This window comes from Paenilisteria newyorkensis (assembly GCF_000766145.1).
Taxonomy (GTDB): Bacteria; Bacillota; Bacilli; order Lactobacillales; family Listeriaceae; genus Listeria_A; species Listeria_A newyorkensis.
In genome coordinates this window covers 70,977-87,745 of the sequence record NZ_JNFB01000035.1, presented here as the reverse complement: position 1 = coordinate 87,745, position 16,769 = coordinate 70,977, and the positions used below count along the sequence as shown (strand labels likewise).

Annotated in this window: 17 protein-coding genes; 13 read left to right on the top strand and 4 right to left on the bottom strand. The window is 44.6% G+C overall.

Translation table 11 applies throughout. The features are described from left to right. The first annotated feature begins 175 nt into the window (after positions 1 to 175). On the top strand, positions 176 to 1,420 hold the full coding sequence (locus tag EP58_RS11115) for an esterase/lipase family protein (protein WP_052171445.1): 1,245 nt from the start codon (positions 176 to 178) through the stop codon (positions 1,418 to 1,420). A 59-nt stretch (positions 1,421 to 1,479) separates the two neighbouring features. Here the strand turns inward: EP58_RS11115 and EP58_RS11110 are convergent, their stop codons facing one another. Beyond that, on the bottom strand, positions 1,480 to 2,484 hold the full coding sequence (locus EP58_RS11110; protein WP_036093432.1) for a LacI family DNA-binding transcriptional regulator: 1,005 nt from the start codon (positions 2,482 to 2,484) through the stop codon (positions 1,480 to 1,482). 243 nt (positions 2,485 to 2,727) lie between these two features. Here EP58_RS11110 and EP58_RS11105 point away from each other — a divergent pair, with 243 nt between their 5' ends. The 9 genes from EP58_RS11105 (at position 2,728) to EP58_RS11065 (ending at position 11,571) form a co-directional block, all read left to right on the top strand. Beyond that, a complete protein-coding gene (locus EP58_RS11105) occupies positions 2,728 to 4,050 on the top strand; it encodes an ABC transporter substrate-binding protein (RefSeq protein WP_036093430.1) in 1,323 nt (440 codons plus the stop codon). After that, positions 4,047 to 4,925 (top strand): carbohydrate ABC transporter permease, encoded by an 879-nt coding sequence (locus EP58_RS11100; protein ID WP_036093428.1) that lies wholly within the window; start codon positions 4,047 to 4,049, stop codon positions 4,923 to 4,925. The genes EP58_RS11105 and EP58_RS11100 overlap by 4 nt, the downstream gene beginning before the upstream one ends. Continuing rightward, a complete protein-coding gene (locus EP58_RS11095; RefSeq protein ID WP_036093426.1) occupies positions 4,912 to 5,745 on the top strand; it encodes a carbohydrate ABC transporter permease in 834 nt (277 codons plus the stop codon). The genes EP58_RS11100 and EP58_RS11095 overlap by 14 nt, the downstream gene beginning before the upstream one ends. 12 nt (positions 5,746 to 5,757) lie before the next feature. Then, a complete protein-coding gene (locus tag EP58_RS11090; protein ID WP_052171444.1) occupies positions 5,758 to 7,284 on the top strand; it encodes an alpha-amylase family glycosyl hydrolase in 1,527 nt (508 codons plus the stop codon). An 11-nt stretch (positions 7,285 to 7,295) separates the two neighbouring features. Beyond that, on the top strand, positions 7,296 to 8,219 hold the full coding sequence (locus tag EP58_RS11085) for a DUF1861 family protein (protein ID WP_241481018.1): 924 nt from the start codon (positions 7,296 to 7,298) through the stop codon (positions 8,217 to 8,219). Between the two features lie 14 nt (positions 8,220 to 8,233). Continuing rightward, on the top strand, positions 8,234 to 9,301 hold the full coding sequence (locus EP58_RS11080) for a BtaManbiosPhlase (protein ID WP_036093421.1): 1,068 nt from the start codon (positions 8,234 to 8,236) through the stop codon (positions 9,299 to 9,301). Further along, on the top strand, positions 9,298 to 10,989 hold the full coding sequence (locus tag EP58_RS11075) for a phospho-sugar mutase (RefSeq protein ID WP_036093419.1): 1,692 nt from the start codon (positions 9,298 to 9,300) through the stop codon (positions 10,987 to 10,989). The genes EP58_RS11080 and EP58_RS11075 overlap by 4 nt, the downstream gene beginning before the upstream one ends. Positions 10,990 to 11,073: 84 nt before the next feature. Beyond that, positions 11,074 to 11,334, top strand: coding sequence for a TfoX/Sxy family DNA transformation protein (locus tag EP58_RS11070; RefSeq protein WP_036093416.1), 261 nt, complete (start codon positions 11,074 to 11,076; stop codon positions 11,332 to 11,334). Positions 11,335 to 11,340: 6 nt separating this feature from the next. Further along, on the top strand, positions 11,341 to 11,571 hold the full coding sequence (locus EP58_RS11065) for a hypothetical protein (protein ID WP_036093408.1): 231 nt from the start codon (positions 11,341 to 11,343) through the stop codon (positions 11,569 to 11,571). Between the two features lie 169 nt (positions 11,572 to 11,740). Here EP58_RS11065 and EP58_RS11060 read toward each other — a convergent pair whose 3' ends face one another. Together EP58_RS11060 and EP58_RS11055 are read right to left on the bottom strand one after the other, a co-directional pair. After that, positions 11,741 to 13,441 (bottom strand): Rqc2 family fibronectin-binding protein, encoded by a 1,701-nt coding sequence (locus EP58_RS11060; protein WP_036093405.1) that lies wholly within the window; start codon positions 13,439 to 13,441, stop codon positions 11,741 to 11,743. 30 nt (positions 13,442 to 13,471) lie between these two features. Continuing rightward, the gene (locus EP58_RS11055; RefSeq protein ID WP_036093404.1) at positions 13,472 to 13,909 is read right to left on the bottom strand and encodes a hypothetical protein; all 438 of its coding nucleotides are present in this window, start codon (positions 13,907 to 13,909) and stop codon (positions 13,472 to 13,474) included. A gap of 141 nt (positions 13,910 to 14,050) precedes the next feature. On the opposite strand from EP58_RS11055, the gene EP58_RS11050 reads away from it, so the two are divergent. Genes EP58_RS11050 through rpoZ form a run of 3 tightly spaced genes read left to right on the top strand, consistent with a single transcriptional unit; the run spans position 14,051 to position 15,788 of the window. Next, a complete protein-coding gene (locus EP58_RS11050) occupies positions 14,051 to 14,926 on the top strand; it encodes a YicC/YloC family endoribonuclease (protein WP_036093402.1) in 876 nt (291 codons plus the stop codon). A gap of 43 nt (positions 14,927 to 14,969) precedes the next feature. After that, positions 14,970 to 15,587, top strand: coding sequence for a guanylate kinase (gene gmk, locus EP58_RS11045; RefSeq protein ID WP_036093401.1), 618 nt, complete (start codon positions 14,970 to 14,972; stop codon positions 15,585 to 15,587). Further along, a complete protein-coding gene (gene rpoZ / locus EP58_RS11040) occupies positions 15,588 to 15,788 on the top strand; it encodes a DNA-directed RNA polymerase subunit omega (protein WP_036064566.1) in 201 nt (66 codons plus the stop codon). A gap of 215 nt (positions 15,789 to 16,003) precedes the next feature. On the opposite strand, the gene EP58_RS11035 is transcribed toward rpoZ, so the two are convergent. Further along, the gene (locus tag EP58_RS11035; RefSeq protein ID WP_036093399.1) at positions 16,004 to 16,699 is read right to left on the bottom strand and encodes a Crp/Fnr family transcriptional regulator; all 696 of its coding nucleotides are present in this window, start codon (positions 16,697 to 16,699) and stop codon (positions 16,004 to 16,006) included. Between the last annotated feature and the right edge of the window lie 70 nt (positions 16,700 to 16,769).

The following is a 16,769-nucleotide window of genomic DNA, read 5'->3' as shown; positions in this document are numbered from 1 at the left end:
TATAAGTCTAGATTTTTATGTATACACAGTTTATACTATAAAAAGTTATTACTTGGCATCATCATGAAGATATATTCAAAAGCTATACCATAATCCAAGTTTAATAACAGGAAGGGAGTTTTTGTTAGAAAGAAAATAGAGAAAAATTCGAAAATTTGAGAAAAGAGGGGAATTCATGTTTAAAAGTAAAGCCACTATTTTTTTAGCGGTAGTTGCATTTCTAGTTTGTGTATCATTTCAAGGGATCAATCAGAAAACGGTAGCAGCGGCAAAACAAAACGATTATCCAATTATTCTCGTTCACGGTTTGACTGGCTGGGATCGAAATGAAGTATTAGGCTTCAAATATTGGGGCGGACTAAACGATATTCAAGAAGTATTGAAGCAGAATGGTTATCCAACGTATACAGCCGCAGTTGGCCCAGTGTCTAGTAACTGGGATCGTACAGCAGAGCTCTACGCGTATATCATGGGAGGAACTGTAGACTATGGCGCGGCACATGCCGCAAAAGAAAAACATGCAAGATATGGGCGTACCTACCCAGGGATTTATCAGCGATGGAGCGATGTGAACAAGATTCATTTGGTTGGGCACAGTATGGGAGGTTTGACGATTCGCCAACTGACAAGCATGCTGGAAGAGGGAAACGCAGAAGAACAAGCATATTATAAAGCAAATCCAGAAGCAGGTATTTCTCCATTATTTGTTGGCAAAAAGCATTCTGTACAAAGTGTAACTACCCTTGCGACACCTAATAATGGCACCTCTTTTGCCGAAGATAACAATGCACTTGTGCCAATCATTGAAGATATGATTATTGGTATGAGCGCACTCAGTGGTAAAATACTTAATCCGGTTGTCTACGATTTCAAATTAGATCAATTTGGTCTAAAACGTCAACCGTATGAGCTTTTGTCGGCGTATCATGACCGAGTTTTCAGTAGCTCTATTTGGGATTCAAAAGATATTTCCAGTTACGATTTATCGGTGGAAGGCGTCATTGCGAATCAAAAAAATATGCAAACAAAATCCGATGTATACTATTTTTCACATACAGGGCAAGCAACGACACAAACACCGATTTTCAAACAACAAATCCCTGTACTCACCATGTTCCCAGCCATCATTCCGGGCGCAAAATATATGAACAGTTTCAGAAAAACAGCATCAAATGGTATGAAAATAGACGATTCTTGGGCAGCAAGTGACGGCCTAGTCAATGTTATTTCTAGCTACTATCCATTTGATTCTTTGGCAAAACAAGCAGATAATAAACCGGTGAAAGGCCAGTGGAGCTATTATCCGGCTAAACAAGGCTGGGACCACTTAGACATTAATGGTATTGGTGATAAATCTTCTTCGCTAGTTAATGCCTTTTATCTAGACATCGCTAAAGAATTATCAGCATTGCCTAAATAAATAGCAATAAGGACACGGCTTATACTCGCTGTGTCCTTATTGTTCTATGTACTAACGAATTAGTCCATCAGTTTTCCAGTCGATTCTCTCAAAACCAACTCCGTCCCAATCGCGACATTCACAATCGGTGCACTCGGATTTCGCAGTCGCCATTCCATTGTTTCCGCGGCTTTTCTCCCCATAAATCGCAAATCGGTGCACATCGTCGTCAGCGGTGGTTGTGCCAAAATCGCGAATTCCGTATTATCAAAACAAACTATCGACACCTGTTCTGGAATCGCAAATCCCTTCGACTGAAAATAGGAATTCAAAATAAAGCCAAGTCCTGAGTTCACACAAAACCACGCGCTCGGCCATTCCTCCAAGCCTTCCAACGCCTGAAACAACGCGGCCTGCTCCTCTTTGATACTCGTGATTGTATAGTGCGAATTCACCGGCAACTTGTAATGCCGCATCGCCTTACAATATCCTTCAAAACGTTCCTCATAACTCGGCGAAAAATCAACATCGCCAACAAAGCCAATCCGTTCGTGCCCAAGCGTTATCAAATGTTCCACGGCCACAAATGCACCATCTTTATTCTGTGATAAAATCGTATCCGTCCGCAAATGTGGATCGTGGTGGTCAATCATCACAGTCGGCATCCCCAATTCCAAAATCTGCTTCACAAAAACATCACTAATATGCGACAAAATAAAGATTCCTCGCCAATTCTTCTCCTCTAATTCACGCGGCAAACGTTTCGCAGCAATGGCTTCTGGACCAACAGCAAGCGTCATTAAATAAAAGCCCCGCGCCGTCATTTCCTGCTCTAAACTCAAACAAATCTCACCAAAAAAACTTTTTTGCGATAGGGCGAATTCGGTTGCCACTAGCGCAAATTGATTGTCGGTAGGCGTGTAAACCACGTCTTTTTTGTATTGATATCCCATTTCATCTGCTTTTTGTAAAACGAGCCGCTTTGTTTGCTCGCCAACGCCATTTTTATTCCCTAAGGCTTGTGATACCGAGTTTTTTGAAATCTGCAAAGCGTCTGCGATATCTTGCATTGTGACTTTTTTCATTCATTTTCCTCCTAGATGGGACTTTCTCTCATTTCATTATAAGAGTATTAGCGACAGAATGCAATTGAAAAGTAATGTTATTTGTAATGTTATTGTAAATTGTGCAATTACTGCCCTTGAAGTATTTAAAAGCTTTCTATACAAAAAGTAATTGTTGACATTACAAAAATGTAATGCAATAATGTAATTGTAATTCAAGCGCTTACAAAATTACAATATGATCTAACTAGGAGGACATGAAAGATGAAATTAAAAAAAGTGGTGTTTTCTGTTTTATCCGTAGCATTAGTAGGGAGTTTGCTAGCGGGATGTGGTTCGGGAAGTAAGGATGACGCGTCGGCTGATGGCAAGACGAAAGTAACATTTTGGGCCGCGCCAAATCCAACACAGATGAAGTTTTGGGGAGAAATGGCAACAGCTTTTGAGAAAGAAAATCCAGATATTAAAGTAGAAGTATCACAAATGAAAGAAAGTCCATCTTCGGAAGCAACGGTGCAAGCGGCTATCGCGTCGAAAACAGCGCCGACTATTTCGGAAAATATAAATCGTAGCTTTGCCGCACAATTGGCGGACAGTAAAGCCATCGTGCCAATCAATGAAATCGACGGCATGAAAGAAGTGGCTGAAAAACGTAAAATGACTGATAGCCTTGACGCTTGGAAATTCTCGGATGGTAACCAATATGTGTTCCCAGTTTACTCTAACCCGATTCTTTTCGCATGGCGTACTGATATTTTGAAAGAAATTGGTGTGAATGAAACGCCAAAAACATATAGTGATGTGCTCGCTGCTGGTAAGAAACTAAAAGCGAAATATCCAGACAAAGTGATTTGGGCAAAAGCAGATTTGGCGGATCCGACAGCTTGGATGCGTTGGTTTGATTTCTTCCCACTGTACAATGCGGCTTCAAAAGGTAACCCGTTTGTACAAGATGGTAAGTTTGTAGCGGACGACAAAGCTGGAAAAGAAATGCTAACGTTCATGTCTGAGCTGCAAAAAAACGACCTATTATTAGCTGGTCAAGCAACCGATCCATTCGAAACAGGAACGAGCATCATGGCTGATCTTGGTCCGTGGTCATTCCCGAACTGGGCAGAGAAATTCCCAGAGCTAAAAAATGGCGAAACATACACGGTTAGCACACCGCCAGTTCCAGATGCTTTAAAAGATGAGAAGAATGTAAACACCTACTCGGATGCAAAAGGAATCGTGTTCTACGCACAAGCGAAAGATGCGGAGAAAAAAGCCGCGGTTAAATTCCTAGATTTCGTTTACAGCAACGATAAAAATGATCTGAAGTTCCTCGAAACAACAAACTTAATTCCAGCGCGTGATGATGCAACAGAGAACGCAACATTCACCGAGTTCTTCAAAGAAAACCCAGCGCTAAAAGTATACGCAGAAAACGTACCGTACGCGATTCCAGCAATGGATAATGCGGATTACAATGACATTCAACAAATCATCGGTGAACAAGCCTGGAATCCAGTGGTTCGTGGTGAGAAGAAACCTGCGAAAGCTTGGAACGACATGAAGAAAGCTGAGGATGAGGTGCTTCAGAAATGAAGAAGCTAAACAATAAATTGGGCTGGTCTTTCACCAGCCCCTATGTTATCTTCACGATTATCTTCTTTCTAATTCCGCTCGTTTGGGCGATTTGGCTCTCCGTGACAGATTGGAATATGATGAGTCCAGATATCAATTTTGTTGGACTGGATAATTTCACAAAAGCGATTGCAAGCCCAGCGGTGAAAGCCTCGTTTTGGGTGACGTATAAGTTCTTGATTGTATTCGTACCACTCGCGATTATTATGTCTATGGTCGTTGCGGTACTTGTGAACGGGTTACCGAAATTCAAAGGTTTATACTTAGTTGCTTTTTTCCTGCCTTATCTTTCATCAGGCGTTGTGACGTCTTTGATCGTGAAAGGTTTGCTATCTTATAACAGTCCGCTGAACATCTTTTTGCGTGACAATTTTGGCTTGAATATCGATTGGTTAGGAACGCCGATGACATCGCTATTCGTTATTTCGCTGATGATTGCTTGGAAAATGTCAGGGTATTACGCACTGATTTTGATATCAGGATTATCTAGTATTAACGAAGAAATCTACGAGGCGGCGGCGATGGATGGTTCGGGCAGGTTCCGCACCTTCTGGAAAATTACTATTCCGATGATGTATCCTGCGCTTTTCACGGTAATCGTGTTGGCGGTAGGCGTGAGTTTCGGGATATTCACCGAGGTTTACCAGCTAACTGGCGGTGGGCCGAACTTTGCGACGAATACGTGGCAAATGGAGATTTATAACCAAGCATTTGTTAACTTGAAATCAGGCTATGCTTCGGCAATCTCGCTTGTGGCGGCTGTTGTGACGTTTGCATCGATTGGTGTTATTAAAAAAGGACTAGAGAAATGGGGCGAGAGAAATGGTTGGTCGTAAAAGTAAGTGGGGGATGACGGTTCGTTATACGTTAACCACATTGATTCTATTAGTCATGATTTATCCGTTTATTTATCTCGTACTCAACTCGTTTGCGGCATGGGATCAGGTCGACCGAAAATTGTTTCCGACTGAGTTCACGACGCGTTCTTGGAGTTGGTTGTTCGGAGATGCGGCGATATCGGCTCCGGCACCTTGGATTCAAGCGTTTATTAACACGATTATTGTAGCGACGATTGCGACGGGACTGATGTTGTTATTTGCGATTATGGTCGGTTACGCGCTTGCAAAAGTGAAATTTAAAGGGAAAATGTTCGTGAATAACGTGATTTTGTTCCAAATGTTTTTCCCGGCGATTATTTTATTGATTCCGCAATTTTTGATGATTACGAATGTAGGTTTGCTTGATACGTACGCTGGGATGATTATTCCGACGATGATGAGTATGTGGGCGATTTTTATGTATACGAACTTTTTCAAGGCGATTCCGGATACGTTGATTGAGGCGGCTAAGCTTGATGGGGCAAGCGATTTGAAGATATTATTCCGCGTTGTTTTACCGATGTCGAAATCGATTAGTACGGTTATCTTCTTGTTCTTGTTCACGGATCGTTGGACGAACCTATTATGGGATTTAATCGTGACGAAAAGTGATGAGACGGTGACGCTGAACGTGCTGATATCGCAAATGTTTGGACCTTACGCAACGTATCCTGGTCCGATGTATGCGGCGTCGGTTGTGCTGACTTTACCGCTGATTATTCTGTTTTTATTCTTCTCGAAAAAATTCCAAGAGGGTATGCAGTTTACATTGAAATAAGGGGTTTGAAAGATGCTGAAATGGTGGCAGGAAACGGTTTTTTATGAGATTTATATGCCGTCATTTAAGGATGGTAATGGGGACGGGATTGGTGATTTTAAGGGCTTGCTTGAAAAAGTGCCTTACTTGGCTGAGCTTGGCGTCGGTGGGATTTGGTTGACGCCGTTTTACCCGTCTCCGAAAGTGGATAATGGCTATGATGTGAGTGATTATTATGCGGTGGATCCGGATTATGGCACGATGGCGGACTTGGAGGCATTTGTGGCTGAGGCGCATCGGCACGGGATTCGGGTGATTGCGGATATGGTCGTGAATCATGTGTCGACGGAGCACGCGTGGTTTGTGGAATCGCGAAGTTCGAGAACGAATCCAAAACGGGATTGGTTTGTTTGGCAGGATGCGCCGAATAATTGGGAATCGTTTTTCGGTGGTTCGGCGTGGGAATGGGACGCGGGGACGGAGCAGTATTATTATCACAGTTTTGCGACGGAGCAGGTGGATCTGAATTGGGCCAATCCGGAGGTGGAGCGCGAGATTTGGAAGGTGTTCGATTTCTGGTTGGATAAGGGATTGGACGGGTTCCGGCTCGATGTGATTAATAATTTGACGTTGACGCGGGACTTTATGGATAATCCGGTTGTGGACGGTGAGCAACAGCACGTTTTCGATAAGGATCAGCCGGGCATGATGGCGAAAATGGCGGAGATTGGCGAACGGATTCGTGCGCGTGGGGATTATTTCACGGTGGGCGAAATTAGTTCGGATAACTTGGCGGAGATTGAACGGTACGCTGGGTCGGACGGGCTGGACGTGACGTTTAACTTTAATTTTGGCAGTGTGGCGAGCCGTGACGGGATTGTGGCGGAGCTTGCGCGGATGCAGCAGGTGTATGCGGATGGTCGGATGCCGACGTTGTTTTTCGGGAGTCATGATATGAGTCGTTCGTGGAATCGTTTGGCGGACGGGCGTGAGGATGTGGCGCAGTTGCTTTCGATGCTGATGTTGACAGCGCACGGTGTTCCATTTGTGTATTTTGGCGAGGAGATTGGGATGGCAGATTTTGTGCCGGAGTCGATGCGCGAGATGCGGGATGTGCAGGGCGTTTACGCGTATGAGTTGGCTTTGCAGGACGGGAAGTCGGAGCATGAGGCGTTGGTCGCGGCGCAGGAGAAGACGCGGGATAAGGCGAGGGCGCCGATGACTTGGCCGGAAGGGTTTTCGGATAAAACGGAGGCTTGGATTGGTGAAGTGACGCCTGATTTTGCGCGTGGACAGCGGATGTTTGCTTTCTATCAAGCGTTGATTGCACTTCGAAAAACGGCGGATTTTTGTGAGCCGGGATATCGTGATTTTAAGGTGGATGGTGAGTTGTTGACGTATGTTCGCGGCGAGCATCTGGTTTGCCTTAATTTCGGGGCGGCACGTGAGATGGAGAACAAGTGGGGCGATTTGACGCCTGTTTTAGCGAATTTGGATGTGGTTGTGGACGCGGATAGGATTATGCTACCAGCGTTTGCGGCGGTAATTTTTAAGATATGAAGGAGTTTATTATGAACGAGATTGCGGTTTTATTGAAGGAATATCGGGCGGGGAATGTGCCTGCAAAAGTGGAGCGGCTGGCGTTTGTTGGCGCTGGTGACAAGGATGTGTATAACATTACGGCGCCGTTCGTTGTGGATGGCAAAGAAGTGATTGCGGGTCGGATTGAGTCGCGGGACAGTGAGATGGCGGAAATCGGCTTTTTTGAAAAACAGGACTTGGCGTGGATAAGGCTTGCGAATATGCCAAAATTGGCGCTGCAGGATCCGTTTATGACGCGCATCGATGGGGATTTGATTATTGGTGGCGTGGAAGTGTTTCCAAGTGAAGCAGATCCTGAGAAATTGGCGTGGCGGACTTGTTTGTATCGTGGCAAGGGAATCGCGGATTTGACGCTGTTTTTCGAAGGCCCGGTTGGCATGAAGGATTTGCGGTTGAAGCAGTTGCCGAGTGGGGAAATTGTCGTTTTGACGCGTCCGCAGGGTGAAAAAGGTGGGTGTGGCAAAATTGGTTTTTGTCGGATTCAGAAAGTAGAGGATTTGACGGTGGCTTTGATTGAAGGCGCACCACTCTTACCGCCACATTTTGCGGAAGACGAATGGGGTGGCGCGAACGAGATGCACCTTTTGAAAAATGGCAAATTAGGCGTGCTCAGCCATATTGCTAATTTTGATGCGGCTGGCGATCGGCATTATTACGCGGCGATTTGCATGATTGACCCGAAAACGGGTGCCATCGAGGCCCCAATGGAAATTATCGCCGAACGTGCGGATTTTCTTGCGGGACCGACGAAACGACCGGATTTGAAAGATGTTGTTTTCAGCGGTGGATTGATTCGGAATGTGTCTGGAACAGCTGATTTATATGTTGGAATAAGTGATGCGGACGCGCAGAAACGCACGATTCGTGATCCGTTTGTGAAATTTGAAGGATAGGGAGATTAGGAATTATGAATATTTATCGTTATGAGGAAAATCCATTAATTACACCGGCTGATGTGGCACCGCATCGCCCAGATTTTGAAGTTTTAGGGGCGTTTAATGCGGGTGTGGCTCAATATAAAGATGAGACTTTATTGCTTTTACGTGTGGCAGAGAAGCCGATTAGTGAGGATCCGAACATTATCAAGGCACCAATTTTTAATATGGAAACGAAGGAATTAGATATCTTGGAGTTCCGATTGGATGACCCGACATATGACTTTGAAGATCCGCGAATGATTCGTGAAAAAGATAAAATGGAAGGTTTCACGTATTTGACGTCGCTTTCCTATATTCGAATTGCGCGAAGTAAGGATGGGCACAACTTTACGGTCGATGAAAAACCGTTTTTGTATCCGTTTAATGAATATCAAACATTCGGTATTGAGGATGCGCGCGTGACGCAAATCGACGACGTTTACTATGTGAATTTCAGCGCGGTTTCTGAGATGGGCGTGGCGGATGCGATGGTTTCAACGAAGGACTTTGTGAGTTATGAGTACGAAGGAAACATTTTTGCACCGGAGAATAAAGATGTTCTGATTTTTCCAGAAAAAGTGAACGGGAAATATTACGCGTTACATCGTCCGAGTTTGAAGAGTATTGGGAATTTGGATATTTGGATTGCGTCTTCACCTGATTTACATAGTTGGGGCGATCACCGTCATTTGCTCGGCATTCGTGATGGTTATTGGGATAGCGGCCGGATCGGTGGCGGTGCCGTGCCAATTAAGACGGAAAAAGGTTGGCTGGAGCTGTATCACGGCGCGACGAAAGAACATCGCTATTGTATGGGAGCGGTCCTACTCGATTTGAATGATCCGATGAAAGTGCTGGCGCGGACAGAAACGCCGATTTTAGAGCCAGAAGCGGATTATGAGAAAAATGGCTTTTTCGGCGATGTTGTTTTTGGCTGTGGCACGATTGTAGAAGGCGATGTTGTCAAAATGTACTACGGTGTGGCGGATACGTCGATGGCTTGTTGCGAGATGAGTTTGGCTGAAATTCTGCAGCAGCTGGAGGATGAGAGCCGATGACTTGGCAGGAAAATTGGCAAAAATGGAGCGTGGCGTCGAAGGACGATGCGGCGCTTCAACAGGAAATGACGGAATTATCTGACGAAAAAACGAAACGGGAGCATTTTTATCGCTATTTGGAATTTGGGACTGGCGGAATGCGCGGGGAACTTGGTTGCGGCACGAATCGAATCAATACATACATGATTCGCTGGGTCACGAGTGGCGTCGCGGCACATATCGCAGAACAGGGACGTCAGGCGGATGGCGTGGCGATTGCGTATGATTCGCGGCATTTTTCAGCGGAATTTGCGTTGGAAGCGGCGTGCGTTCTTGGTGCAGCTGGAATCAAGGTTTATTTATCCGACGCGCTACGCCCAACCCCGGAGTTGTCGTTCATGGTTCGCGAATGGGGCGCGGCGGCAGGAATCGTGATTACGGCAAGCCACAATCCAGCAGAGTACAACGGTTTCAAGGTTTACGGAGCGGATGGGTGCCAGATTACGCTAGACGTTGCGGATCGAATAACGGCTTATTTGACGGGGATCTCCGACTTGTTCGCGATTCCGGTAGGTGACGAATCGTTGCTCATCGAAGACGGGTTGCTCGTTCGAATCGGTGCAGAGGCGGACGCGGCTTATTTAGATAAAGTCCGCGCGGTGACGCAAAATCCAGATCTGGCAAAAGATTACGGCGCAAAGCTTGCCATTGTGTACACACCGCTTCATGGGACAGGGGGACCACTCGTCACGCAGAGTTTGGCACAGGCAGGTTTCACGAATGTCCGCGTTGTGGCAGAGCAAGCGATTCCAGATGGTGCTTTTCCGACAGTTGCGTCGCCGAATCCAGAAGACCACGCCGCGTTCGCGATGGCAATCGAAGCAAGCCGTGACGCCGATATCCTGATGGCAACAGATCCCGATGCCGACCGGATTGGCGTGGCTGTGAAAAACGAACAAGGCGCCTATCAAATTTTGACAGGAAATCAGTTGGGCGCTTTATTGCTACACTATTTAGTCACCCAGCCGAACTTGCCAGAAAACAGCGCGCTCATCAAAACCATCGTGACCAGCGATCTAGGTGAAAAAATCGCCAGCAAATACGGCGTAAAAACCTACAATACGCTAACCGGTTTCAAATTCATCGGTGAAAAAATCGCAGCATGGGAAACCTCAGGAGAAGCCACATTCCTATTCGGCTACGAAGAAAGTTACGGCTACCTCGTCGAACCATTCGTCCGCGATAAAGACGCCATCCAAGCGGCACTTTTAACAGCAGAAGTCGCGCTATCCTTCCAATTACAAGGCAAAACACTATACGAAGGCTTGCAAACGATTTACGACGAATTCGGCTATCACGAAGAAGCTTTGCACACGATCACCGCAAAAGGGGAAGAAGGCGTCGCAAAAATCCAGAAAATCATGCAAACAATGCGCGCAACAACAGTAGAAGATGCAATCCGAAAAGAAGACTACCAAACCGGCTTGGCGAAAGACTTAGAGACAGAAACAACACAAAAAATAGCCCTGCCAAAATCAGACGTTTTGAAATTCTATATGGCAGACGGCTCATGGTTCTGCATCCGACCATCAGGAACCGAACCAAAATGCAAAATCTATTTCAGTTGTGTAGGAGAAACGGAAGAAGAAGCAAGAGGGCGCTTACAAAACCTCGAAAAACAAGTTTTAAATCAAATCAAGAATATCTAAAAAAACAGTGATGAGCAATCTAAAAGTAGATTATTCATCACTGTTTTACTATAATAAAAGAAAAAGTTCGGGAGGCCAGCAAACATGAAAATATCTGATATGAAAAATCTCGGAGCTGTCAATGGAGAAAAACTGAATGCAGTCGGAATACAATCAGCCGAAGAATTACGAGCCATAGGAACAGAAAAAGCCTATTTACGCGTCAAACATCTAGTGGATGACGGTGCCTGCCTTCATTTCTTATATGCCCTAGAAGCTGCGATTCAGGATATCCCAAAAAAAGAATTAACCGAGGAAAAGCGGGGAGAATTAAGGCGAATATATCAATCTGAGGGGGAGCGATAGGCTGCGATGAAAAAAATAATGTTCCCGTGTATGATGATTCTATTATTTCTAGGTGCATGCAGTAGTACATCAACAATGCAAAATAAAACGCCTATCTATAGCGCTACCATCTATGCTAATAATTTGCGTGTAGATAACATAAAATGGATTAGCGGAGAAAAATTAAATTTACAAGAGGGGAAGTACGAGCTAGAGAGTACTACTAATATTTTTGACCAGAATTGGAATAAAATGTAAATATGCGATTTAGCCGTGGGAGATAAAATTAAAGTTTATTTCAGCCCTCCAGTAGTTGTTAAAGAAACAGATCCGGGACAAATATCTGCTAACTATATTAAGAAAATAGTTAAGTCTGATTAATAGGAACATGAAAAACTGGTTGGCACCGTGCCAACCAGTTTTTCATCTAATTCCGCAACCCCTTCACCGTTTCCTCATCCGGCGTCACAAAATAAGTCGTCTGATTATCATACGTCACATACCCAGGTTTCGCACCACTCGGCTTCTTCACATGCTTAATCAGCGTCGCATCCACAGGAACCGACCCCGACAACCGCGCTTTAGAATAAAACGCCGCAATCATCGCTGCCTCCGTAATCGACGCTTCATCCGGATTCGCATCTTGAATCACCACATGCGATCCCGGTAAATCCTTCACATGGAACCATAAATCCGTATTTCGCGCCACTTTATTCGTCAAATAATCATTTTGCTTATTATTTTTCCCGACTAGAATTGGCAATCCAGTACTTGATGTGTATTTCTCAAGCGTCGGATTCTGATTCGGTTTCCGGCTTCCTTTTTTCTGCTTATACTTGATGTATCCTTGTTCCGCGAGCTCCATCCGGATTTCCTGAACGTCCTCAGGCGACGCGTCCTCCAACTGCTGCTGCACCGTCTCCAAATACGCAATTTCCTGCTCCGTCAAGCGCATCTGCTCCTCGACAAATTTCACAGCCTTCTTCAATTTCTGGTATTTATTAAACAAAAACTGGGCATTTTGAGGCGGCGATTTCCGAATATCAAGCGGAATTTTCACCGTTCCCATATTCTCATCATAAAAATTCTGGACCTCAATCTCCGTCATGCCACGCGAAACTAAATGCAAGTTCGCCGTCAACAACTCACCGAAAATCCGAAACTCATCCGCGCGTTCCGTATCCACAAGCGTTTGCTCCAATTTCTCCATTTTCAACCGGTCACGATCAATCTCGTTTGCCAGCAAACGCTCCAAATCATGTGCAATTTGATGCACCCGATCGCGCGTTGCTTTCCCGCCATAAAACCGATCCAACAAAGCACCAAGTGAATCCGATTCCGCCGTCACGTCCGTATCCGCAAGACGCATAAAATAGAAATCCTCTTTCTCATTCTTCGTAAACAAAACCGGTTCCGCCGGTTTGGCACAGTCCGCAATCACACTAAAAAAGGCTTGCGGCAACGTTTCCCGATTCACCAATCCAGCTCGCGCAACAACCTCATTCGCAAGCAACGGACTAAATCCAGCGACACCAGAAACGATTTGCTTCGACATTTTGCCAGCATTGAAATCCAGTTTTGCGAGCAGATCATCCTCGCTCGCCGTCCACGGGTCCAACTTATCCGAACTCGGCGGCAAAATATAAGAAGCGCCAGGCAACAGCGTCCGGTAACTATTAAAAGCCGGCGAAACATGCTTGATACAGTCCACAATCGTCTCTTTCTCACGATCCACGAGCACAACATTACTGTGGCGCCCCATAATCTCCACATACAAATCACAAAAACGCGTTTCGCCAATCTCATCTTTCCCACGAATCCCAAAAATCAAAATCCGATCATTCGCGACTTGGCGAATCGACTCGATAATCGCGCCCTCCATATACTTCCGTAACAACATACAAAACATCGGCGGCTGCGCAGGGTTCTCCATCGTTTCTTTCGTAATCTGGATGCGCGCGTAGCTCGGATGTGCCGAAATCAAAATGCGTTGGTTTTCCCGATTTTTACGCACGTGTAGTACTAATTCATGTGCAAACGGTTGATGTATCTTCATAATCCGCCCAGTTTCGCACTGTTCGGTCAGTTCCTCGGTCATTGCTTTTAAAAACATTGTATCAAATGCCATTCGTTTGTTTCATTCCCTTAAAAAAATTATTTAGTTCGTCTGACTCGAGATTTCTTCCCCGTTTACCGAAGAATAACTGTAGTCAATATTCATCGTGCCATCCTCTTTTACCTCGGTGACACTGATGTAAAGCGTGCTATTCATCGTGGATTTCCCAGATGTCACATCAAATTGAATATCATCATGCTTTTTGCCACTCTTATCGATGTAACTAATGACAAACCCACCGGATTTCACGTCAAAAGGCTCTACGTTTATTTCCTTCGTTGTTTCATTTTTCAGCGCTGGAATCGTTGCAACCACTTTGCCACCGTTGCTAACCGTTATTTCAGACGATGCGCTGCCACTATAATTATCTCCGCTGACGACAAAATCCTCTTTTGGTGCGGAAACTGCGAAACGTAATACAAAAGCCAGTGCGATAATCGCGACCAGCACGAGACTGAAAATCAAGACATTCTTCTTCATGTTGCGAACCTCTCTTCATTTTTTCTTTTATTGTACCATAAGAACGGTGAAACTTGCCTGATAATCTTGCTTTTAGATGTTTTATTTCCTTATTTTTGTTATAATGAAGAGGTGAAATTAGAATGCGAGAGGCTGATCGAAATGGTAAAAAGTATGACTGGGTTCGGGCGAGCAGGGAAGCAATCAGAGAATTTCAAAGTAACCGTAGAATTAAAAGCTGTGAATCACCGCTATTTGGAGACTGTTTTCCGGATGCCACGGGTGTTCGCCTACTTAGAAGCGAAGTTAAAAAAGAGCATCGCGGAGCAGGTGAAACGTGGCCGGGTGGAATGCGCGATTACAATAGAAGGAAACAAGGCGACGAAAGAGAAATTGGTTATCAACTGGGACTTGGCGGATGAGTATATTCGCTTTATGCGCCAGGCAACGCAACGTTATCAGATGGAAGACGCGTTGAACATCCAGGAACTCTTACTCGATCCGCGCTTTTTAGAAATTGTGGAGAGCAATGAACCGGATTCAGAGCTTGAAGAACTCCTGATAGGCGCAACAACCGCTGCTACAAAACGGCTCGACGACATGCGGGCGACAGAAGGCAGCGAGTTGGCGCTACATTTCAAGCATCATTTGGAGACGACGGAGAAATTACTAAACGAGATTCAAGCGTTTGTCCCCGAAATGGAAGCGACCTACCGCGAACGACTCGAAAACCGCTTGCTTGGCTATGTTGGCGAAGATTTCGATAAAGCGCTCGTCCTCTCTGAAATTGCGATTTTGCTCGAGAAATCAGACATCAATGAAGAACTCGAACGCATGGGAAGTCATGTGAAGCAATTTTCGCATATTATCTTACTCGAAGAACCGATTGGCCGGAAGCTCGATTTTCTCATTCAGGAGATGAATCGCGAAATAAATACGATTGGATCGAAAGCTAGTCATTTAGAAATTACGAATCGTGTGGTAGAATTAAAGACGACACTTGAAAAAATGCGCGAGCAAATCCAGAACGTGGAATAATTTTTCAAGCAGTATGAAATTATTAGAAAAGAGGAACGCAAACATGACAGATCGAGGACTTCTCATCGTTTTATCTGGTCCTTCTGGAGTTGGGAAAGGGACGGTTAGAAAAGCAGTTTTTGACGACCCGACGACTTCATTTGAATATTCCATTTCGATGACAACCCGCCAAGCCAGGGAAGGCGAAGTGGATGGTGTGGATTACTATTTCCGCACGAAAGAACAATTTGAGCAGGCAATTGCGGACGGGAAAATGCTAGAATATGCGCAATATGTCGGTAATTATTACGGAACGCCGCTTGATTATGTAGAAGAAATTTTGGTAGCAGGAAAAGATGTTTTTCTTGAAATCGAAGTGCAAGGAGCTTTACAAGTACGCGAGGCGATGCCAGAAGGAATATTTATTTTTCTAACGCCGCCAGACTTGAGCGAGTTGAAAAACCGCATTATAGGGCGGGGTACGGAGTCTATGGAGGTCGTCGAGGAGCGGATGAGTGAGGCTCGCCGTGAAATTGAGATGATGAACGCCTATGATTATGCCGTCGTTAATGATATAGTAGATAATGCCGTTCAAAAAATTAAGGGAATCGTTCAGACCGAGCACTTAAAAACAGAGCGCGTCATTCATAAATACGAAAAAATGTTGGAGGAGTTGGAATAGATGTTATATCCATCAATTGATAATTTGTTGTTAGTTATTGACTCAAAATACTCGCTAGTAACTGTAGCTGCGCGTCGTGCCCGTCAAATGCAAAAAGACCACGATCCAGGTACAATGGATGATTTCAAATCGCACAAAGCGGTAGGAAAAGCGCTAGAAGAGATTTACGCAGGAAATTTGGTTATGGGGAAAGACAAATAAGCGATAAAAAGAGTAAGAATTCCGATTTGGAATTCTTACTCTTTTTGCTTCTAGAAGGATTGCCATTCATGAGGTGTCTCAAAACCTCCGCGGGGTGACAAGTTTTTAGTTTCTAGGAAAAAGGCAGTACCAGAGCGGAACGTACTAGGATACGCGAGCACTGGAACGGAGCTTTTGACGACGAAAATGAGCGCTTGTCGCCCCGCGGAATTTTTTTATGTTCCTTCATATAGTAAATCATTCAACAAGTCTATATTTTTCACAATCCACGGTCGATTGGACGAATCCAGCACATCACTATCTCGCAATTCCCGCAGAATCCGCGATGTATACCCCCGCGAAGTTCCAGCCATTTCCGCAAGCAATTCATACGTCATAAAACTCGGCAACTCGTGCACTTTATCCGAATTATACAAAGCCATATGCTCCGTCAATTCCACCAAAGCGTGCAAAATCCTTTTTTTCGAGTCTAGCGATTTTCGAATCAACGCATTACCGAGTTGCATTTGCGTTGTCGCCAGGAAATTAAGTTGCAAATAATTCCGCGGATCCTCCAATTTTACCGTGGACATCATAAAATTAAAATCAATAATCCACACTTGCGCCTCTTTCAACGCCACGGCTTCCAAAACGGGGTGCATCCTCTCTTTCAACAATGGGAAATTAAACATATCATTCCTCTGAAAAAAGAAAATCAGTGTTTTCCCGGTCAATCTCGATTCATAATACACCGAGAAATCTCCTTTTTCGATCATATAAAAAGAACCGCGAGTCGTTGGTGTTAAGCGAATAACTTCTCCTTTATTTAGCTTCCTCTGATAACAGTATTTATTAAAAACAGGATTTTTCCGCAACAATTTTAAAATTTGTTCAACGGAGTAAAAAACGTTTAATTCGGATTCGTGATACATGATTTTTCCCCTCTCCAAACAGGTATATATGTACCTAAAATAGTGATTTTCGAGTGCTTTTAAGACTTAA